At 69.9% G+C, this 20,262-nt stretch carries 21 protein-coding genes; 13 read left to right on the forward strand and 8 right to left on the reverse strand.

Translation table 11 applies throughout. The features are described 5' to 3' along the window. Positions 1-7 precede the first annotated feature (7 nt). Positions 8-1,138, reverse strand: a complete 1,131-nt coding sequence (locus tag AC1Z4A_RS17775; RefSeq protein WP_483680002.1) for an FAD-dependent oxidoreductase — start codon at positions 1,136-1,138, stop codon at positions 8-10. A 96-nt stretch (positions 1,139-1,234) separates the two neighbouring features. On the opposite strand from AC1Z4A_RS17775, the gene AC1Z4A_RS17780 reads away from it, so the two are divergent. Next, on the forward strand, positions 1,235-1,936 hold the full coding sequence (locus AC1Z4A_RS17780) for a TetR/AcrR family transcriptional regulator C-terminal domain-containing protein (protein ID WP_483680004.1): 702 nt from the start codon (positions 1,235-1,237) through the stop codon (positions 1,934-1,936). A 93-nt stretch (positions 1,937-2,029) separates the two neighbouring features. Here AC1Z4A_RS17780 and AC1Z4A_RS17785 read toward each other — a convergent pair whose 3' ends face one another. Further along, positions 2,030-3,178, reverse strand: coding sequence for a methyltransferase (locus AC1Z4A_RS17785; protein ID WP_483680006.1), 1,149 nt, complete (start codon positions 3,176-3,178; stop codon positions 2,030-2,032). A gap of 285 nt (positions 3,179-3,463) precedes the next feature. Between AC1Z4A_RS17785 and AC1Z4A_RS17790 the strand changes: the two genes are divergently transcribed. Further along, positions 3,464-3,910: a hypothetical protein gene (locus AC1Z4A_RS17790; protein ID WP_483680008.1), complete on the forward strand. Its 447-nt coding sequence runs from the start codon at positions 3,464-3,466 to the stop codon at positions 3,908-3,910. Positions 3,911-4,170: 260 nt separating this feature from the next. On the opposite strand, the gene AC1Z4A_RS17795 is transcribed toward AC1Z4A_RS17790, so the two are convergent. Further along, positions 4,171-4,380, reverse strand: coding sequence for a DUF397 domain-containing protein (locus tag AC1Z4A_RS17795; RefSeq protein ID WP_483683631.1), 210 nt, complete (start codon positions 4,378-4,380; stop codon positions 4,171-4,173). Continuing rightward, complete coding sequence (locus AC1Z4A_RS17800; protein ID WP_483680010.1) at positions 4,371-5,198, reverse strand: helix-turn-helix domain-containing protein; 828 nt, start codon at positions 5,196-5,198, stop codon at positions 4,371-4,373. Before AC1Z4A_RS17800 ends, AC1Z4A_RS17795 begins: the two co-directional genes overlap by 10 nt. A 288-nt stretch (positions 5,199-5,486) precedes the next feature. Between AC1Z4A_RS17800 and AC1Z4A_RS17805 the strand changes: the two genes are divergently transcribed. The 3 genes from AC1Z4A_RS17805 to murC all read left to right on the forward strand — a co-directional run bounded on the left by AC1Z4A_RS17805 (position 5,487) and on the right by murC (position 7,590). Then, on the forward strand, positions 5,487-5,651 hold the full coding sequence (locus tag AC1Z4A_RS17805) for a hypothetical protein (protein ID WP_483680012.1): 165 nt from the start codon (positions 5,487-5,489) through the stop codon (positions 5,649-5,651). Between the two features lie 71 nt (positions 5,652-5,722). Then, positions 5,723-5,866: a hypothetical protein gene (locus AC1Z4A_RS17810; protein WP_483680014.1), complete on the forward strand. Its 144-nt coding sequence runs from the start codon at positions 5,723-5,725 to the stop codon at positions 5,864-5,866. A 299-nt stretch (positions 5,867-6,165) separates the two neighbouring features. After that, positions 6,166-7,590 carry a UDP-N-acetylmuramate--L-alanine ligase gene (gene murC, locus AC1Z4A_RS17815; RefSeq protein ID WP_483680015.1) on the forward strand — a complete coding sequence of 475 codons (1,425 nt, stop codon included), beginning with the start codon at positions 6,166-6,168 and terminating at the stop codon, positions 7,588-7,590. Positions 7,591-7,598: 8 nt separating this feature from the next. On the opposite strand, the gene AC1Z4A_RS17820 is transcribed toward murC, so the two are convergent. The 4 genes from AC1Z4A_RS17820 to AC1Z4A_RS17835 form a co-directional block, all read right to left on the reverse strand. Then, positions 7,599-8,990 (reverse strand): UDP-N-acetylmuramoyl-tripeptide--D-alanyl-D-alanine ligase, encoded by a 1,392-nt coding sequence (locus AC1Z4A_RS17820; protein ID WP_483680016.1) that lies wholly within the window; start codon positions 8,988-8,990, stop codon positions 7,599-7,601. Positions 8,991-9,105: 115 nt separating this feature from the next. Further along, the gene (locus AC1Z4A_RS17825; protein ID WP_483680018.1) at positions 9,106-9,696 is read right to left on the reverse strand and encodes a hypothetical protein; all 591 of its coding nucleotides are present in this window, start codon (positions 9,694-9,696) and stop codon (positions 9,106-9,108) included. Positions 9,697-9,721: 25 nt separating this feature from the next. Then, the gene (locus AC1Z4A_RS17830) at positions 9,722-10,795 is read right to left on the reverse strand and encodes a C40 family peptidase (RefSeq protein ID WP_483680019.1); all 1,074 of its coding nucleotides are present in this window, start codon (positions 10,793-10,795) and stop codon (positions 9,722-9,724) included. Positions 10,796-10,826: 31 nt separating this feature from the next. Then, complete coding sequence (locus AC1Z4A_RS17835) at positions 10,827-11,000, reverse strand: helix-turn-helix domain-containing protein (RefSeq protein WP_483680021.1); 174 nt, start codon at positions 10,998-11,000, stop codon at positions 10,827-10,829. Between the two features lie 335 nt (positions 11,001-11,335). Between AC1Z4A_RS17835 and AC1Z4A_RS17840 the strand changes: the two genes are divergently transcribed. From AC1Z4A_RS17840 to AC1Z4A_RS17875, 8 genes are all read left to right on the forward strand, one after another. Continuing rightward, complete coding sequence (locus tag AC1Z4A_RS17840) at positions 11,336-12,184, forward strand: hypothetical protein (protein WP_483680022.1); 849 nt, start codon at positions 11,336-11,338, stop codon at positions 12,182-12,184. Further along, positions 12,150-12,461: a hypothetical protein gene (locus tag AC1Z4A_RS17845; RefSeq protein ID WP_483680023.1), complete on the forward strand. Its 312-nt coding sequence runs from the start codon at positions 12,150-12,152 to the stop codon at positions 12,459-12,461. Before AC1Z4A_RS17840 ends, AC1Z4A_RS17845 begins: the two co-directional genes overlap by 35 nt. Before the next feature lie 80 nt (positions 12,462-12,541). Then, positions 12,542-13,204 (forward strand): DUF8175 domain-containg protein, encoded by a 663-nt coding sequence (locus AC1Z4A_RS17850; RefSeq protein ID WP_483680025.1) that lies wholly within the window; start codon positions 12,542-12,544, stop codon positions 13,202-13,204. Positions 13,205-13,226: 22 nt separating this feature from the next. Further along, a complete protein-coding gene (locus AC1Z4A_RS17855; RefSeq protein WP_483680026.1) occupies positions 13,227-15,029 on the forward strand; it encodes a hypothetical protein in 1,803 nt (600 codons plus the stop codon). Continuing rightward, a complete protein-coding gene (locus tag AC1Z4A_RS17860) occupies positions 15,026-16,555 on the forward strand; it encodes an SCO6880 family protein (protein ID WP_483680028.1) in 1,530 nt (509 codons plus the stop codon). Before AC1Z4A_RS17855 ends, AC1Z4A_RS17860 begins: the two co-directional genes overlap by 4 nt. A gap of 1 nt (position 16,556) precedes the next feature. Next, positions 16,557-18,083 (forward strand): type VI secretion protein, encoded by a 1,527-nt coding sequence (locus tag AC1Z4A_RS17865; RefSeq protein ID WP_483680030.1) that lies wholly within the window; start codon positions 16,557-16,559, stop codon positions 18,081-18,083. After that, positions 18,080-19,822: a type IV secretory system conjugative DNA transfer family protein gene (locus AC1Z4A_RS17870; protein ID WP_483680032.1), complete on the forward strand. Its 1,743-nt coding sequence runs from the start codon at positions 18,080-18,082 to the stop codon at positions 19,820-19,822. Before AC1Z4A_RS17865 ends, AC1Z4A_RS17870 begins: the two co-directional genes overlap by 4 nt. After that, complete coding sequence (locus AC1Z4A_RS17875) at positions 19,819-20,211, forward strand: DUF4913 domain-containing protein (RefSeq protein ID WP_483680033.1); 393 nt, start codon at positions 19,819-19,821, stop codon at positions 20,209-20,211. Before AC1Z4A_RS17870 ends, AC1Z4A_RS17875 begins: the two co-directional genes overlap by 4 nt. Positions 20,212-20,262: the final 51 nt, after the last annotated feature.

Consider the following 20,262-nt stretch of genomic DNA (forward strand, 5'->3'; position numbering starts at 1 on the left):
ACGGCAGCTAGTGGCCCTGAAAGAATGCCGCCAGCCGCTGGGCGGCGTCGGGCTGCATGAGCATCTCGTGGATCCGGGCGCAGAGCCGGGCCGCCTCCTCGGCGCGCGGGAACATGGCCGTCTCGTAGCGGTGCGCGGCGGCGTCGAGGTCGTCGGGGGCGTCGGCGATCGCGAGGCCGAGTTCGGCTCCGTCGAGCAGGGCCAGGTTGGCGCCGAGGCCGGCGGGCGGCATCAGGTGGGCGGCGTCTCCGAGAAGGGTGACGCCGCGTACATGGGGCCAGGTGAGGCCGACCGGCAGGGTGGTGAGGGTGCGGGGCGCGACGGTGTCGTCGCACGCGTCGATCAGTTCGGTGAACTGCGGGGCCCAGTCGGCGAATTCCTTCCTCAGCCGGGCCCGGACGCCGGCCGGGTCGCCGAAGTCGATGCCGCAGGTGGTGAGCCAGTCCTCGGGGCTCTGGAAGGTGAGGTAGACGCGCAGACGTCCGTCGCCGTTGAGCTGTGCGGACAGTGAGCGGTCCGGGCCGTAGGCCCAGTAGTTGCCGCGTCCGACCATGGCGGCCAGGTCGGGCCGCGTGCGCGCGAGGTCGGGGATGCCCAGCTCGATCATGTTGGTGCCCAGGTGTGTCGGCCGGGCGTCGGTGACGAGCGGGCGTACCCGCGAGTTCGCGCCGTCCGCGCCGATGAGCAGGTCGCATGTGTCGCTGCTGCCGTCGGTGAGGTGCAGCCGGTGGCGCCCCTCGGGCAGCGCCTCGGCGCGTACGAGGCCACGGCCCCAGGCGACGGTGTGCGGCGGCAGGGAGTCGAGGAGGATCGCGCGCAGATCCGCGCGGTCGACCTCGGGGTCCTCGAGGGGCGCGTCGTCGGGGGTGTCCTGCTGCAGCAGGATCGTCCCGGTGTGGTCGAGCAGGCGGAGGTCCTGGCCTTCGCGCCGGGCTATGCGGAGGAACTCCGCCTCCAGCCCGGCCTCGCGCAGGGCGCGCTGGCCGGTGTCCGGGCGGAGGTCGAGCATGCCGCCCTGGGTGCGGGCGGCGCGGGATGCGTCGCGCTCGTACACGACGGCTTCGATGCCGTGCAGATGCAGGACGCGGGCGAGGACCAGGCCGGCGGGGCCGGCTCCGACGATGGCGATACGAGGCATGACTCTGCTCCCCAATCGAATCAATACGCTGTATCGCGACGATACGCTGTATCGAACGAACTGCGAACTGATTAAAGGGAGGAGGGCGGATCGACGATGCTCATCTGGGGACGGCCCGAGCCGTCCACCACGCGATCGGCGCCGAGTCCGCTGAGCCGGGACCGGATCGTGCGGGCCGCGATCAAGCTGGCCGATGCCGACGGGCTGCAGGCGGTCTCGCTGCGCAAGGTCGCGGCCGCCCTGGACGCCGGACCGATGCGGCTCTACCGCTATGTGGACACCAAGGAGGAACTTCTCGACCTGATGGTCGACGCGGTGTACGGGGAGATCCCCATTCCCCCGCCGGAAGGAGACGACTGGCGTGCCGGAGTACGGTCCCTCGCCCAGGGCATCAGGAACGCCGCCCTCCGCCACGAGTGGTTCGCCGATCTCCTCGGCGGGCGGCCCCAACTGGGGCCCGCGGCGCTCGGCCACCTGGAGGCCACGCTGGCCGCACTGCGCTCCGCCCCCGGAATCGGCGACGACCCGAACGCCCTCATGCGAGCCTTGCAGGCGGTGAACGGCTACGTGCTCGGCGCCATTCGCCACGAGATCGTGGAACTGCGCACGGAACGCGCGAGCGGCCTCACGGAACACCAGTGGCAGGCGGCAGCGGGCCCTTACCTCACCCGCATGTTCGAGGCCGGCCACTACCCGACGCTCGCGCACGTCGTCGCGAGCGCCACGGACCGGGGCCACGCCGAGACCTTCGACGCGGGCCTCGACGTGCTCCTGACGGGCATCGCGGCCGGGCCCTGACGGCCGGACCGGCGCTAGCTGTCATGGGGGCGTGGGGCGCCGTCCCGCGCCCGAGCTCCGGCTACTGCTGCCGGGCATCCGGCGAAGCCGGCGTCAGTCCGCCGTTGCCAGCCGCCACAGCGATGTCACCTCCGCGGCGCGGGCGGCATGCAGGGGATCGGCGGTGTCCCTTGCCCGGCCGTGCCGCGGGCGGGCGTCGAGTCTGTCCAGCACCCGCAGGCCCGCCGCCTCGATAGCGGACCGGAGTTCGCCGCGTGTCCTGAGCCCCAGGTGTTCCGCCAGATCCGAGAGGACGAGCCAGCCTTCCCCACCCGGCGCAAGGTGGTTGGGGAGTCCGTTCAGGAAGCCGTGGAGCATGCGACCGCCAGGGTCGTACACGCCCTGCTCGACCGTGGAGGTGGGGCGGGCGGGCAGCCAGGGCGGGTTGCAGACGACGAGCCCGGCGCGGCCTGCGGGGAACAGGGCGGGTCCCGTCACCTCGACCTTTGCGGCGAGGCCCAGCCGACGGACGTTTTCGCAGGCGCACTCGAGGGCCCGCGGGCTGATGTCGGTCGCCACGACCCGCTCGTACCCCCGCCGTGCCAGCAGCGCGGCCAGTAGACCTGTCCCCGTACCGAGGTCGAACGCCGTGCGGCGGGCGGCCGTCGGTCCGGGCAGCGGGGCCATGGCCACCAGATCCACGTACTCCCCTCTGACCGGGGAGAACACCCCGTAGTGCGGGTGGATCCGGGCACCGAGCGCCGGTACGTCGACGCCTTTGGTGCGCCACTGATGGGCGCCGAGCACGCCGAGCAGTTCTCGGAGGGACACGACCGAGGGCTCGCGGGGCGGGCCGTATGCCTCCGTGCACGCCCGGTGGACATCGGGGGCCCTGCGCAGGGCCAGGGAGTGGTCGCCCTCCAGCCGTACGAGCAACTTGCCCAGCACCCGGACGCGGTGGGCGCGGGCGCGACGGTGCAGGTGGAAGGCGTCGGCGGGGTCGGTGGACTCGGCCGGTACAGCCCCCGGTCGAAGGGGCTTGCGGTCGATGCGGCGGCCCATCGCCTGCAGCAGCTGACGGGCGTTGTGGAAGTCGCCCCGCCACAGCAGCCCGGTGCCTTCGCAGGCCAACCGGTAGGCGGTGGCGGCGTTCATGCGGTCGTCTGCGACGACGACTCTCCGGGGCGGCGGTGCCCCGTTCTCGGAACGCCACAGGGCGGACAGTTCGGTGCGGTCTTCGGTCCAGCGGATCGTGGAAGACACCACGTACTCCTCGTGATCGGACGTGCGATGGGCACGAAGAGCACTTCGACGAGGAGTGGGAGGACGGGCCGGCCGTCGGTGGAGGTGCGGCTATCGCTCCCGCGTCGAAGCGCGAGAGGAGGAGTCGCCGAGAACCATGCCGAGTGTCACGCAGCCGCCCTTTCGGGGTTGATCACGGACGAGGCTCGCACGACGGATGCCACATCGGCAAGCCCTGCCTGTCGGTCTTGCCCTCTGCCCGAGGCAGCCGATTTGCTTGTATGCGGAAGCGTAGGAGACTCGTAAGTGACGGCCCTGATGTACGGGCTCGGCGCGAACGCCTACAGCCTCTACCCCGGCATCACCCGCGAGCAGCAGCGGCTGCACGCCCAGCACACGGAGCAGACAGCGAAGGCGAAGGAGGAACAGCAACGCGCGCGCCGGGCAGCTCAGACCGCGCAGCGCGAGGCATGGCAGACGATTGCCCAGTCACCGTATGCCGCCGTCTTTCAGACGCAGGGCGCGGCCGGTGCCCCGCCGCGGGACCTGACGCAGCTGCAGCAGCGGCTCATCGCGATGCGTGAACACCTGCCCGCACTCGCCGAGCAGGTCAACACCCACCACGCCGAGGACCTCGCACACGCCCGCGAGCGCGTCACCGAACTGCGCACCCGCGCCGAAGGCCTCCGCGCGCTGGCGGGTGCGCTGCGGGCGGAGCGGGAGCTGCGCCAGCGGATCGCCGCGCAGGCCTAGGACCAGCACCAGGCCGAACGCGACGCGCGGCGGGCAGCTGCGCCGACAGGCCGCCAGGTCACCGCCCAACAGGGCCAGCAGGCCCCCGGGCAGCTCCTCCAACCGGGAGCCGCGGCCGGCAGAGGACCGGATGGGGCTCGAAGACATATTCGAAGGGTCGGCACCGATCCGTCGGACACGCGCTCCAGACCGGCGCGGTCCCGGCCATCAGATGGGCCTCCTCAGCGGTGGGCTTGAAAAACGTATGCGAGGCAGCTGGGTCACAGCTCAGACTTCACAGCGTCCACGAACGTGGACCAGGCGCCGACCGGGAAGATGAGCGCGGGGCCGGTGGGGTTCTTGCTGTCGCGTACGGGGATGGTGCCGGGCAGGTCGTCGGAGACCTCGACGCACTCGACGGCGCCCTGGCTGCGGGAGGACTTCCGCCAGGTCACGGCGGACAAGTCAAGCTGGTGTGTGGTCACGGGTATTGCTCCTCAAGGACAGAACTGATGAAGGCTGTGGATTCGTCGGGGGGTAGCGCGCGGGATTGCACGTGATCGTAGAAGGATCGGTATACCGAGACTTCTTCGAGCGAGGTGGCGAAGCTGGAGTTCAGGCCACTTTCCTGGTAGGCAACCTGGTGTCCTTCTGGGAGGGTTAGGAGCGATAAGACCGTGGAGGTGAAGCCGCCTGGGATCGGCTGGCCGAACGGCAGCACTTGGAAGGTGACGCGGGGGCGCTTGCCCAGTTCAAGCACGTGATTCAGCTGCTCCCGCATGATGGCGGGGCTGCCTACCATGCGGCGTAGCGCGGCTTCGTCCAGGACAGACCACAGCCATGGCGCATTCACGCTGTCGAGGATGGACTGCCGCTCGATCCTGTGCTTTACGCTCTCGTCCACATTGGTGCCGCCGACGAGCCCGTCCCACTCCATGATGATGGCCCGGGCGTAGTCCTCGGTCTGGGCGATGCCGGGCACCATGTTGGCGAAGTGGTAGATCCGTTCTGCTTTGCCCTCCGCCTCACGGTAGGTGCGGACCACGGCCGTGTAGGGGCGGCGGGCGGCAAGTGGCCAGATGTCCGTCAGCTCTCCATCGGCGTCCAAGACCTCGTCCAGGCGTCTGACGATGTCCTCACACGGCAGTTCCTTGCCGTTTTCGAACTGCGCGATCCGCCCTTGCGAGATCGGCACCAGCTGGCCGAGCGCCGCCTGGGTGAGACCGCGCCGCTCCCTCAGCCTGCGCAGGCGGCGCGCGAAGAGTTGCTGAGGCGACACCGGCCCTTCAAGTCCGTTGTGAGCGCTCACACTTGGGTCTCCTCTCCGTATTCGTTGGGCCGCGAATAACGGGGCCGAGGACCTGAATACCGCATGGCTAGTGATCTGGAGCACAGAGGCCCTACGGTGGTGTGCCTGGCCGGGCCGTACAAGCCCCTGGCGGCGCCGAATCGGCGTGGCCCGGTCTGCTCTCCCTCGTTCACCCGTAGGTGGTCTGCCCTGCCCGGTTGCGTCCAACCGCACCGCGGCGGCCTCGCAGGGCAATCCCTCTCTCCTTGATCAGGACTCTTCGTCATGCCTCATTTCCCCTATACCGCCATGCCCGGACCGCTTCCCCCCATCGGGGAGCACCGGAAGCAGACCGCCGAGCCGGACAGCTCCTCTGCTGAGCCTCCTGCCGAGGCCCCTGCCGAGGCCCCGGACTACGCCGAGATCTCCCGAGCGCTGCCGCTGCCCGACGCCGGCCCCGGGGAGGTCCAGTGACGACGCAGCCCGCCCCGAGCCCGACCCGGGTCCCGGTGTTCGTCTCGCAGGTCGTGCTCCGCGGAGCTGACGTGACGTTTGATCTCCGGGCCCGGCAGGTCGCCGTACCGGTGATGGTGCAGTTCCGCGACGGCACCCATACAGGCAGCGTCCTGGTCCTCGAACTGGACTCCCTGACGCCCCTGCGGGGTCAGCTCGACCCGGGCGAGCCGTGAGCGGCCGCCATGCCCGCAGCGACGAGATCGACTTAGCGCACCCTGCCCGGGCCGTGCTGACGCTGCTTGCCCTGGCCGCTGCCGCCCCGGTCGCCGTGCTCCACCAACCGATCAGCAATCTCCTCAGCGGCAGTCCCGGCAACGTCCATAAACCGCAGCCTGCGGTGGCAAGCGCCCCCGACGTGGCTGCCCCTGGATCCCTGCCGGTCAGGACATGACCGGCAGTCCCCCTCAACGACGGCGGAACGCAGATGCCCGCCGCCGAGATCGTCACACCACCCTCAACTGAAGGAGTAGTCGTGACCGAAACCAAAGCCGTTCACATCCCGCCCGTGCGCGGGCCGCTGGACCTGAGCCGCCCGCACTTCGTCGCCATCGGCGGTGCGGGCATGTCGGCGCTCGCTCACCTGCTGACCCATCGCGGAGCCCGTGTCACCGGCTCCGATCTGCGCACCACCCCCGTCACCGCCCGCCTGGAAGCCGCGGGCTGCCGCGTCCACATCGGGCACGACGCCGCGCACGTCCAGGAGCCCAGTGTGGTCATCTGGTCCAGCGCTCTGGCGGAAGGCAACCCGGAGGTCGTCAAGGCGAACGAGGGCGGCATTCCTCTCGCTCACCGCAGTGACGTCGTCGCCCAGCTCCTGCACGACGCGCGCCGCTCGGTGGTCGTGACCGGTACGCACGGAAAGTCCACCACCACCGCCATGCTCGGCTCCGCACTCGGGCACCTCGGCGCCTCCTGGACCGGCGGCGGGGCACTGGTTGGCGGCACGAACGCGCACGACGGCCAGGGCGGCGTGTTCATCGCCGAGGGCGACGAGAGCGACCGGAGCATCACGCGGTACCGGCCGGAGGTCGCCGTCGTGCTGAACGTGGACGACGACCACCCCGAATCGTTCACGGGCCGCACCGAGATCGTGGGTGTCTTCGAGGAGCTGGCAGGCAACAGCCGGATCCTGGTGGTGTCGGCGGATGACGAGGGCGCCCGGGAGCTGACGGCCCGGGTGCGCGACCGCGCGGGCCTGCGTGTGGTGACGTTCGGCGAGGCCGAGGACGCGGACGTGAGCGTCAGGTCGATCACCCGGGACGGGACGGGCAGCGTCGTTGCCCTCCGGGACCTCGGGGGAGAGAAGGCGATGTTCTCTCTCCCGGTGCCGGGCCGTCACAACGCCCTCAACGCCGTGGCCGCGTTCACCGCCGGTCGGACCCTGGGCGCGAGCACGGACGAGCTGGCGCAACGGCTGGGCCGGTTCCCGGGCGTCGACCGTCGCCTGACGGTGGTCGGTCAGCACGACAGGGTGTGTGTCCGGGACTCGTTCGCTCACCACCCCCGGGCCATCGCCGCTGACCTGGCCACGGCCCGGGACCTGAGCAGGGGCCGGGGCCGCGTGGTCGTGGTGTTCGAGCCGTGCGGCTGGCGCCGCACTCTCGTCCACGGCCGCGCGATGGGCTCGGCTCTGGCTCTGGCCGACGAGGTGGTTGTGCTGCCGGTGCATTCGCTGGTTGCGTCGCCGCCCGCTGACGTGACGACGCAGAACATCGCGGACGCGGCCATCGCCGCTGGTGCCCGCGTCCACATGGCCGGCTCCTACGACGAGGTGCCACAGATCGTCGGCTCTCTCGTCGCCCCCGGGGACCTGATCGTGACGATGGGCACCGGTGAGGTGACCACGCTCGGCGCGCCGATCCTCGCGCACGCCGGCATGGCATCCGTCACCGCGTAGCCCGCGGCTTAGCCGACGGCGCCGGGCTGGAGCAGGGCAGCTGCTGTCTTCTCCAGCCCGGCGCTGTTCGCTCCCTTGACGAGCACGATGTCGTCCGGTGTCAGTTCAGCGCGCAGCAGGTCCAAGACGGCGTCCCTGTCAGATGCCCGCAGGACCTTGAGACCGGGGTTGCGGCACTTCGCGGCCTCGGCCATGACTTCGGCGGCCGCCCCGCCCACCGCGACGAGGACGGCAACGTTGTTATCCGCGACCATGTGCCCCACCTGGGTGTGCCCGTCGTGCGACTGGTCGCCGAGTTCTTTCATCTCGGCCAGCACCGCGACGCTGCGGCGACCGTCCGCCATGGCGGCCAAGGCCTTCAGCGCGACGCGCATGGAGTCGGGGTTGGCGTTGAAGGCGTCGTTGATGACGGTCATGCCGTCCGCCCGATCGGTGACCTCCATGCGGCCGGTAGTGATGCGCCGGGCCCGGCTGAGCGCGTCAGCGACCGTCGCGACGTCGGCGCCCAGGCCGATCGCGACGGCCGCGGCTGCGAGGGCGTTCGCAACGTGGTGCTCCCCATGGAGGGCCATGGCCACCGGGGCGGCGGCGTCGTCGGTGGTGAGGGTGAAGGCGGGCCGGCCGGACCGGTCCAAGGTCACGTCCTGCGCGCGGACGTCAGCTTTTTCGCTAAGCCCGAAGGTGACGATAGGGGCCTTGGTCCGGGAGGCCATGGCGGCCACAAGGGGGTCGTCGGCGTTGAGGACCGCGAGACCTGTCGCCGGCAGCGATTCGACGAGTTCGCCCTTGGCCTGAGCGATCGCCTCCCGGCTGCCGAACTCGCCGACATGGGCAGTACCGACGTTGATAACGAGCCCGACCTGGGGCGGGGTGATCTGCGTCAGGTAGCTGATATGACCGATGCCGCGAGAGCCCATCTCGAGGACGAGATAGCGCACGCCGGGCTCAGCACGCAGGACAGTGATGGGCAGCCCGATCTCGCTGTTGAACGACCGCTGTGTGGCAGTCGTCGGACCGAGCGCGGGCAGGACCTGGGCGAGCAGATCCTTCGTACTCGTCTTGCCAGCTGAGCCGGTGAGACCAATCACGGTCGGATCACCAAACCGGGCAAGGACATGCCGGGCAAGCTTCGCGAGCGCTTCGAGAACGTCATCCACGATGATCGCAGGTGCTCCGATGGGGCGTGTCACCAAAGCCGCGACGGCACCCTGCTCGATGGCGTCCGGGGCGAAGTCGTGACCGTCTACATGGTGGCCCTTGATCGCGGCAAAGAGACTGCCTGCCTCCACTGCACGGGAGTCGAACGAGGGAGCTGCGGAGGTCACTGCCTGGGGGTCACTGACCTCGTCCAGGCGTCCGTCCACGATGGAGGCAACTTGCTCGAGAGACAGGGGGATCACTGGCCACGCTCCAAAGCTCGGGTTCAGGCGTGGCACGACCGTAGCGCCAAAGGCTTGCGCGACTGCGGTATGCAACCGCGAGTGAGCTGACAACGGTCGCCGCCGATGGATGGCCCTAGCCTCTGGGGGCCGCGTTGAGGACTGTGCGCACGGCTCGGCAGGCATCGCTGCCTTCGCCGGTGACGGTGGTGAGCATGGGCAGCAGTTCGGCGGCGAGCGCACGCTGCTCGGCCGGATCGGTGACCGCCCTCCAGTGCTGCACGGCCCGCTGCGCCGAGGCACAGGTGAAGGCGTGACTGGCGCCCCACACACGGGTCTGGAGGCCGGTGGTGTGCAAGTACCAGCGGGAGGCCAGGGCCGGCTGTCCCGTCAGGTGAGCGATCCAGCCGCGCAGTTCCCGGACGTTGATCGTGTGCGAGTGGGCTTCGCCGTAGGCGGCGGTGAGTTCCTCGTCGATCTTCTCCGCCTCGAGGGCGGCCGCGGCCAGGCGCTGCGGGTCGGCCGGTGCGGCGAACGCGGCGGTCACCGTCGTGATCCGCTCCCGGTATTCGGCCGGTGGCGGCGGCATCTGCGCCTGTGCTCCCGCCGCCGGGTCGGGCTCGGGCGCGGCCGGTGTTTCCTGCTGGGCCGGGGGTGTGTCGGTGTACTGCCAGAAGGCGGGCGAGACGGTGCCCCAGGGGGCGTAGAGGGTGTGCTCGGTGCTCATGGTGCTCCCAAGGGGGCATGCGGGCTTACTGGGGGATGATGCGGCGGACGGCGACGACGCGGGTGATGGGGCTGCTGCTGTTGCGCCAGCTGCTGTAGGTGATGATCCGCGTCTGCACGCCGGTGCGGGGGGCCTCGATGACGAGTCCGTCGCCGATGTACATCCCCACGTGTCCGGGGGAGGAGGCGGAGCCGTCCGAGCCGGGGGTGAACACGAGATCACCGGCCATCGGTGCGTCCACGCTCACGGCTTGGCCCTCTTTCACCTGCTCGTACGTGGTGCGGCTGATCGTGACTCCGGCGGCCTGGTAGGCCTGCTGGGTGAGGGAGGAGCAGTCGCACCAGTGGGCGGGGTCCGAGCCGAGCGCGTTGGTGCAGTCGCCGCCCAGGTGGTACCAGCCGCCCTTCTGGTAGAGGGCCCAGGCGACGGCAGCGCGTACCTGGGATGGTGCGTTGCGAGGGATGGAGAAGCCGGGCGGGAGGTCCACGGGACCGGTGGGTCCCGCGGGCGCGGTGTACTTTTTGGCGCCGGCCATGATGGACCGCACGTAGTCGTAGGTCTGGCCGCCCGCGAAGGAGGGCGGTGGCACGCCGTGGAAGCGTTGCACGGCGCCCCAGCCGGCGTTGTAGCCGGCCAGGGCCAGCTCGATGGGGTCGCCCGGGAAGCCGGACTTCTTCGCGTCACCGAGTAGATCGCACATGTACTTGCCCTGCGCCATGATCGCGTCCGGCGGGTCGTAGGGGGAGGCGGTGCCGTTGCCGTTGGCGTCCACCGCGTAGGCCTGCCAGGTGCTGGGGATGAACTGGGCGATGCCGTGTGCGTCGGCGCCGGAGCGGGCGTTGGGGTTGAAGTTGCTCTCGGCCTCGAGCTGGGCCGCGAGGACGGGTGCGGGCAGTCCGGGGCAGGCGCCGGCCGCCTTCTCGATCCACGGCGCGTACTGAGGCGGCACGGACCCGGCCTTCAGCCCGCCACCGATCGCCCCCGTGTTCGGATTCGCGTTCGCGACGTCGGACGTGGTGGTCTGGATGGCCACCCCCGCAATGAGGACGAAGAGCGCGGCCAGCCCCGCTCCCGTGCCGATCAGCAGCTTCCTGGCCACCCAACCCCCCTGGTTCCCCCGCCCCGCGCGGCTACGGGCGCGTGTCGTCGACGCCCATGGCCTTGTCGAGTGCGCGCCGGTGATAGCGCCACGTGCGCCCTGCCTTCAGTGACGGCAGGTGGCCCGCACGCGTCATCCGCATCACGAGCTGGTAGTCCAGCCGCAGATACTGCGCGGCTTCCTTCGCCGTGAGGACCTCAGGCAACGCAGCTAAATTGCCACTGCAATCGGACCGTCCGGTCTCCTTCTGAGTGTCACCAGCGTCCTCAGGTCCAGCGGATGCCACCGAAGGCCTCCCGTCCGGTCGGTCAACTCATGATCTGATCAGGCACGGTAGCAACTCAGAAGCGAAACCACAGCAGTCAACAGCGATCGCAGAAAGCCGTAGACAGACTCGGAAGCCACTTGCTAAACATGCCCTATGATCAACTTGTAGTGAGTATGTGGCAACAGGGCGCACTTGGGGGGCGGGTGTGCATGGCCAAGACGGGGACACAGCTGGAAAGACTCATACCGGCCACCCGGTTTTTCATGCCCGTTATGGGCGCAATCGGCGGCAGCGGCCGGTCCGTCGTCGCCGGACTCCTCGCCGAGGCCTTCGCGGCCCGCGGCGAGACCGTCCTGCTCGACCTCGCACCCCGCCTGACCTCACCCTGGCCCCGGTGGGCCGCCGTCGCGGGCGAAGGACTGGCCGCCGTGCCGCCCGACCGGCCAGCAAGCCGCAGGCAGGCACGCACAGCCGCAGCGACAGCGTCCTCGGGCACTGCCCCATGGCAGGTGATGACGGATCACCTGCCATGGCACGCCCCGCCACTGACCCTGCCGGATGCGCCCGAGGCATGGGGACAGCTCGCCGCGATCGGCGGCTGGCAGGCCATCGTTATCGACACAGCGCACCCGCTCGCCCACGACGTGATGGCCGCCCGCCACACGGGCACCCGCGGCCTCAGCGCACGCTGGTGCTCCCTGCCGTGCGCCGTGCCCGTCTTGTGCGCCGCCGCCACAGGCGACGGGATTGCCGCACTCCAGACCGCGGTGATGGCGGCCGAGGCCGACGGACTGCCCCTGACCCGCACCGTGCTGGCCCTGGTTGCCATGAGTGAGGGACGCCTCCCGGCCCCGGTGAAAGCCGGGGCCACCATGCTCCAGCCCAAGCTGGGCGCCATCGTCCAGGTGCCCTACGACGAGCGGATCCGCTCACACGGCCTCGGCGACATCGCACGCCTCAAGCCCCGCACCTTGGCAGCCGGCCGCCAGCTGGCGGAAGCCGTCCTGTCATCGGCGCACACGTCCTGGGGCGAGACGCTCCCGCATGCCGCCGTCCCTGCCGCCTACACGGAAGGAACCACCCACCGTGGTGCACCTCAAGCCGCTGGTCTACCTCGCTGACGGCGACCCGCTGACACCCAAGCAGCCCAAGAACCTGCCCGGAAACATCGGAAGCAGCACCGACACCCTGATCGGCTGGTCCCTGACCGGCGCGCTGATCGCCTGCCTGCTCGGCTTCATCTTCGGCTGCGCACTGATCGGAGTCGGCCACAACACCGAGCGACCCGACATGGCCGCCCGCGGCAAGCGCTCGGTGCTGTGGTCCCTGGTCGCCGCCGCCGGAGTCGGCACCGTCTTCGGCCTGGTCAAGGCCTTCTACAACATCGGGCAGGGCTGAGGCCCATGTCCCTCGCCTCACTCGACCAGCGCCGCCGGGCCGCGCGTCGCCGCTTGGCGGTCCTCGCTGCCGGAGTCCTCATGGCCGGCGCAGGCGCCACGGCATTCTTCGTCCTAGGCGCGGACGACTCTGACAACGGCGGCGGTCAGCGCGAGGCTGCCCCGTCTGCATCCGCGCCCGCGGCAATGCCGAGCGGCGGCTCGAACACGCTGACCCTGCTGCCCAAACCGAAAGAGGTGAAGGAAGGAGTCCCGGTCGGCTACCCGCACACCGCGGAAGGGGCCGTCTCGGCAGCCGCCCACTACGCAGACGTGACGGACCTCTTCACCCCTGACGCGGCGGAGCGCCAAGGGCGCATCATGGCCGAGCCGAACTTTCAGGGGATGATCTCCTCCTACATGCGCATGGCTGCGGAAGAGGCGAGGAAAGAGCACGGGCTTCCCGAGAATGGAGAGTCCGATATCGCCAACTTCTACGCCGGCCAGTCGCGCGCATTTTCGCTGGCCTCCGTCACACCCGACAAGGTGACGGTGTGGGTTCTTATGGATTGCACGGTCTCGGTGAAGGGGGTCAGTAGCAACAGCACTCAGGTGCGGGGGGCGGTTATGACCTGGGCAGACGGCGACTGGAAAATGAGCTTTGACACCGTGGATGGCCTTCCCGAGAAACATCCGTCATCGGCGACACCGGGTAGCCAGCAAGCTCTCGACGAGGGATGGCGCGCCCTTGCGTATGAGAAGTAGCAGACTTCAGCAGCTTGCAGCAATGGTGGCCGCGCTGATCGCTATCATGACCGCGACTCTGCCCGTGGCCTTCGCCGACCCGAAGGACCCGGCCACGCTCGCCGACTGCATCAAGGACCTCAAGGAAGGAGGTAAGCCTGCCAAGGGGGGCGCTAACAGCCCGTGCGGAAAAATTGCACGCAAAGAGTGCGGCGAAAACCCGGGCAAGTGGAAAAGTGACGAGTGCAAAGCCTACCTGGCGCTCTACACGAGGAGCCTAAAAGAAAAAAAGAAATGTGACGGTGGTTCTATCGCCCAGGCAGGTTGCGAGGCTATCGGGGCGGTCGCTGACGGTGTCAAAGGCGCAGTAGACCTGGTCAAGGACCCGGCTGGAACACTCGCCTCGGCAGCGTTTGACGCTGTGTCGGGAAAATTTGGAGATGCGGCAACGAAAATCCTCACAGACCTTACCGATGTCTTCCTGAAGGTGTCGACCATCGATCTGAACGATGATGGTCTGCTCAAGATTTACAGCGTGACGTGGGGAATATCATCGCTGGTGGCGCTTCTGCTTCTGATCTGGCAATTCGCGAAGACTGGCATAAGCGGGGAGGGTGTGGCCGCCGCGACAGCCATTGCTGGACTCGCCAAATGGGCTGTGGTGAGCATGGCGTCGTTGGCAGTGACGCAGGCTGCGCTCGGGGCTGCGGATGAGATCAGTGCTGGGATGATCTCCCAGTACAAGGGCGGGGGCGGGCAGGAGGCGTTCAAGGAGTCGATGAACCACGCCTTCGCTTTCGGCTCGATCTCGAACACTGCCCTGGTCCTGTTGCTCGCGATCATTGCGGCTTTGGTGTCGCTCATCCTGTGGGGCGAGATGCTGCTGCGTCAGGCGGCGATCCAGGTGCTGGTCTGCTGTATGCCGATCGTCTCGGCGGGCGGGATCATGGACGCGACCAAGGACTGGTTCCCCAAGGCACGCAACGCGATCATCTCGCTGATCCTCATCAAGCCCGTCATCGTGCTCATCTTCATCAGCGGGTTCACTGCCACCGGCAGCAGCAAGGACCTGAAGGGCTTCCTTGTCGGCCTGCTGACCCTCATCCTCGGCGCGGTGGCCTGGCCCACGGTCGCGAAGTTCATGACCTTCACCTCTGTCGGCTCCGGCGGCTCGCTGGCATCCGGGCTCCTCGGTGCGGCTGGTGGCACAGCGGCGAGCATGTTCGGTTACGGGGGCGGCACCCCGTCCGGGGCCGGGGCGATCGGCAACGGACGGTCCTTCACCCGGGCCATGGAGGCGCAGAACGACGGCGCGGTCGCCCAGGACGGCGCCGCGGGCCGCGCCCGGGGCGGATTCGCCGCGGGCCTGTCCGGGGGGATGGGCAAGCTGGGCATGGCCGCCATGGGGCTTCAGGTCGCCAAGGCGGGCAAGGAGATCACCGACGGCAGCATGGAGTCGATGGCCGCCCACGCCGACCTCGGCCCGGGCAAGGACATGGGCGGGCACATCAGCATCCCGCCGCGCAGCGGCGAGCCGGTCGCCGGTCCGGAGCCTGCCGTCGGCGCAAGCGGCGCGACGCCGCCTTCTCCGGCACCGGAACCGGGGGCCGCCGTGGAGGGTTCGGGCCCGCCGCCCACGGTTCCGCTTGAGAGCACCGATCCGGTGCCTGCCCCGTCGCCGCGGGGCGAAGCACCGGCTGCGGGGACCGCCCCGCCGCCCAACGAGCCGGAGATCGACATGCGGTGGCCGTCGAAGACGCAAGAGCCGGACATGCGCCGGCCCTCGGCACCGGCACCCCCGCCGCCCCCGACGCGGGCAACGGGTGAGGACGGGGGGAGAAGATGAGCCAGGACCGGCCGGCTGTCTACTCGGGCTGGCAGCCTGAGCGGCACGGCTTCATGGGCTCGATGTCCTTGACCGGCTGCGTGCTGGTCGCCGCGGCCGCTCTGGCCGTCCTCATCCCCATCTACGCCCAGGACCTCTCGGGCGAGCTGATCGGCATACCGGTGGCCGCCTTCCTGGCAGGTCTGGCCACCGTCCGCATCTACGGCATGACCGCCGACGAGTGGGCCCTGCTGGCCATCCGTCACCAGATCAACGTTGCAGGAGGCAGGGACGTGTTCCTCTCCGGGGTGTTCGCCCCCCGCCGCCGGTCCGATGACCAGCAGCCCATGGACCTGCCCGGAGTCCTGGCGAGGCTGCGGATCCTGTCCGCCCCCACCGGCGGCCAGGAGGAACTCGCGGTCATCTACGACCCGCTGGAGAACACCTACAGCGCCGTCCTCGAGATCCGCTACCCCGGGCTGGCGCTGGAGGACACGGACCAGATCAACCGCCGCGTGGCCGCCTGGGGTGCCTTCCTGCGCTCGCAGTGCGTGGAGGGCGGGCCGATCGTCCGGATCGCCGTGCACGAGCGGTCCCAGGCGGACGACGGCACCGCCCTGCAGTCGTGGACCGATGCGCACACCGACCCGGCCGCCCCGCGCGCCGCGGTCGCCGTGGTGAAGGAACTCGCCGCCCGGGGCGGCACGGTGGCCAACACCCGCGTCACCTTCCTGACCATCACGCTCTCGGCCTCCCGGGCCCGGCTGGCCATCAAGGGCGCGGGTGGCGGCCGCCTCGGCGCCTGCGCGGTCCTCATCCGTGAGATCACCGCCATGCACTCAGCCCTCGCGGCCGCCGATCTCACCGTCATCCGCCGCCTTGCCCCCCGCGAGCTTGCCCAGGTCATCCGCACCGGCTACGACCCCGACGCCGTGGCCGAGTTGGCCCTGCGCAACGGGGCCGCCGAACAGCGCACCTGGGAAGGCGTCGAGCCCGGGGTGGACCCGGAACTCGCCGGGCCTGCGGCCGCGCAGACCGCCTGGGGCACCTACCAGCACGACGGCGCGGTCTCGGTGACCTACCAGGTCCGCAGCTGGCCCGCCTCCGCCGTCTACGCCACCTGCCTGCAGTCCCTGCTGCGCCCGCGCCCGACCGCCCGCCGGTCGCTGACGCTGGCCTACGAGCCGCTCGGGCCGCGCCGGGCCCGCGCCGAGCTGTCGAAGGAACGCACCAAGCGCGACGTCGCCCGCCGCCTGCGGGCGAAGACCGGCCGCATCGAGTCGATGGACGAGCGCGCCGAGATGGCCCGCGCCATCGAGCAGGACGCGGCCCGCGCCTCCGGCCACGGCATCGTCCGTTTCACCGGCCTGGTCACCGTCACCGTCACCGACCCCGCAGAACTCGAGACCGCGTGCGCCGAACTGCAGCAGGACGGCGCCGCGGCCGGCCTGGAGCTGCGCCGCATGTGGGGCGCCCAGGACGCCGGATTCGCCGCGGCCGCGCTGCCGCTCGGGCAGGGCCTTCCCGCCCGCCGGGCGGTGATCTGACATGGCGTTCCCCCTTTTCCGCTCCCGTGAGAAGGACGACGACACCGCGCTGCCGTCCCAGCGCTTCGAGCATCTCCTCGGCGACGGCCGCCCGCGCCCGACGGCCCCGCCGAAGCCGAAGAAGAAGGCCCGCGAGGGCATCGGGTCCGTCCCGCCCCGGCGCGGCGTGAACGCCGCCTGCGCCGGCCGGGCCGCAAGCGAGGCCATGCCGGAAGTGCACCGCGCAGACACCTCCCAGGTGTCCGGCCTGTATCCGTTCCTGCACGCGAGCAGCCTGCCGCCGGTCGGCGCCTACATGGGCTGGAACGTCCTGTCGATGCGGGCGTTCTCCGCGCACCCCAGCGTGTGGGTGGCCGAAGGGCTGGTCACCAACCCCAACGTCATGATCACGGGGATCCCGGGCAGCGGGAAGTCGGCACACATCAAGGCCCTGGCCCTGAGGCTGATGGCCTTCGGCACCCACACCCTCATCGCCGGGGACGTCAAGGGCGAGTACGGCGAGATGTGCCGCTACCTCGGCTACGAGCCCCTCCTCCTTGGCCCCGGGATGAAAGGCCGCCTCAACCCGCTGGATGCCGGCCCGCTCGGGCAGGGACTGGAGAAGGTCACCGATCGCGGTGAACTGCTGACCCGGCTCACCGAGATCCACCGCCGCCGCCTGTCACTGCTCAAAGCCCTGCTCGAACTCCAACTGCGCCGCACACTCCTGGCGGAGGAGGAAGAGGCGGTCTCCGCCGCGATCCGCGAAGTCACCGGCGAACTCGCCGGGAACACGAAGCTCACGCCACCGACCCTGCCGGCCGTCCACGCCGCGCTGAAGGACCCGACCAAGGAAATGGCGTACGAGCTGCGGGTCCGCGACGAGGACATCCAGACCACCCGCGAGCTGACCCGCTCCATCCGGGCCGCCCTCGGCGCCATGGTCAACGGACACCTCGGCGGCCTCTTCGACGCCGAGACCAGCTCGGAACTCGACTTCTCCGCGCCGATCCAGTGCGTGGACATCTCCCGCATGAAGACCTATGGGGACGACATCGTCTCGATGATCCTCACCTGTGTCAGCTCCTGGGCACAGGCCGCGATCGACACCCCCGGGCCACCCCGGCTGGTGGTCCGGGACGAGCTGTGGCGGGCCATGCGCTCCGGCGGCTCCTCCATGGTCCGAAAGATCGACTCCGACCTGCGGCTCTCCCGCGCCGACGGCACCATCCAGGTCCTCGCCACCCACCGCCTCACCGACTTCGAGTCGGTGGGCGCCGCGGACTCCGAGGCCGTCGCCATCGCCAAGGACATGATCAGCAGCTGCGAGACCCGCATCCAGCTCGCCCAGGACTCCCGCCCCCTGCAAGCGATCCAGGAAGCAGTCGGACTCACCGACGCCGAGTACGACCTCATCAGCTCCTGGGGCAAGGCCCATGCCGGCCGCGCCCTGTGGAAGGTCGGCAAAGCCGGCAGCCACCCCGTCCAGCTCCACCTGACCGCGCTGGAGAAGCAGCTGTTCCATACCGACGAGCGGATGACGGTATGAGCCAGGGAGGGAAGCCGGCCGGCAGCGGGGGACTGCTGGCACCGAGCCTGCTGCTCGCCGGCATCGGCGCCGCAGCCTGCACCCTGGTCACCGGTCCCGCGGCTGCGCTGCTGGCCGGCCGCGGCTGGCCCAGGTGGGTGCATGACGACCCGGCGACCACGGTGGTGACGGCCATCGTCCGGGGCCCGGGATCTGCCTACTCGCCGGCTCCGCCGACCTGGCTTTTCTGGACTCTGACAGCCCTGCTCCTCACCGGAATCGGCGCTGCTGCCCTGTACATGCTGCGCCGTCGCGGCAAGAAGCCCACCGGGCTGGCGGGGCGGCGTGAGCTGGCCGGAATGTTGCCCAAGGGCGCAGCGGAACGCGCCCGGCAGCTACGGCCGGCGCTGGCCGGGGTGAAGCGCCTGGACCCCGACGACACCGGCAACCTCCTGGGCAACCTGGAACCGAACGGCCCGGAGCTGCGCTCGTCCTTCGAGGACGTCGAACTCGACCTGATGGCCCCCCGGGCCGGCAAGTCGACGGGCATCGCCGTACCCCGTGTCCTGCGGGCACGGGGGTCCGTGCTGCTCACGTCGAACAAGGCGGACGTCTACAGCGTCACCAAGGCCGAGCGGGCTCGTGTCGGCACGGTATGGACGTTCGACCCGCAGGGCATCGCGCACACCCCGCGCGAGATGTGGTGGGACATGCTCGCCGACGCCACCACGATCGAGGGGGCCCGCCGTCTGGCCGGGCACTTCGTGGGGGCGGTCAACGACGACGCGTCCAAGCGGGACTTCTGGATCTCCGCAGCGCAGAACACGCTCACCGCGCTGTTCCACGCCGCGAACCGCGGGAAGCGCCAGGTGACGGACGTGCTGGCCTGGCTGGCCGATCCCGCGGACCGTACGCCCGTCGATCTGTTGCGCGATGCCGGCATGGCGGCCCTCGCCGAGCAGCTGCAGGGCACCATCAGGGGTGCGGTCGAAACACGCGACGGCATCTACGAGACCGCGCGCCAGTGCGTGGCCTGCCTCCTGGACCCGGAGATCGCCGCCTGGGTGACCCCCGACCCCCGCCTCCCCCAGTTCCGGCCCGAGCTGCACGCGCTGAGCCAGGACACGCTCTACCTCCTGTCGAAGGACGGCGGCGGCTCGGCCGCGGGTGTCATCGCCGCAGCGGCCGACTCCGTCCTGCGCGCCGGAGTCCAGGCAGCCGAGCGGATGGGCGGGCGCCTCGATCCCCCCATGACCGCCGTGCTGGACGAGGCCGCGAACGTCTGCAGGATTTCGGACTTGCCCGACCTCTACTCGCACTTCGGCTCGCGCGGCATCAATGTCGTGACCCTGCTGCAGAGTTACCGGCAGGGCAGTCGCGTGTGGGGCGAGGCCGGCATGGACGCGCTGTGGGGTGCCGCCACGGTCAAACTCCTCGGCGCGGGACTGGACGACGCTGACTTCATCGAAAAGATCTCCCGGCTCGTCGGAGAGCACGACGTCACCACGGTGAGCTATTCGACGAGCGGCAGCACGCCCTCCCGTTCCACCTCCTACCGGCTCCAGCGGGTGATGCCGGCAGACCGCATCCGCGCCCTGCCCAAGGGCACCGCACTCCTCCTCGCCACCGGCGTGAAGCCCGCCCTCATCAGGCTGCGCCCCTGGTACAAGGAACCGGGAGCCGACCGCATCCAGGCAGCCGCCCAGGTCGAGGTCAAAGCCATCACCGCACGTGCCGCAGGGGGGATGTTCCAGAAATGAACGGACTCGCCACAGAGACGGAGCGCCCTGTCGCGCCCTTCATCCTCTGCCTGGACGGCGAGGACCAGCGGGCGGCGATGCAAGGCCTCTCCTCTTGGGTGAGCGGACTTCTCCTTCCCGTATACGGCAGGGAGGTCACCTCCCGCGCGCCATGGTGCCCCCAGTGGTGGGAGCACCTGGAGGCGGTCGCCCAATTGCACGCGCTGTGGCTGGCCTGGCAGGAACTCACCGGTCCGACCGGAGGGCTGACCGGCCCGGCGATGTGGCACCGGGATTTCCTGGCGCCGGTGATGCAGACGCTTCGCGACCCCGACGGACCGTTCGCGGGATGCCGGGCGGGTGGGCACAGGCTGAAGGAAACGCCTGTGGTGGCGGATTTTTCCGCCTGACGGCCGTTGATCACCAATCTGACGGTCAGTCAATTGGACTTTTTTGTTGAG

It is taken from the genome of Streptomyces sp. 17_S59 (assembly GCF_056930295.1).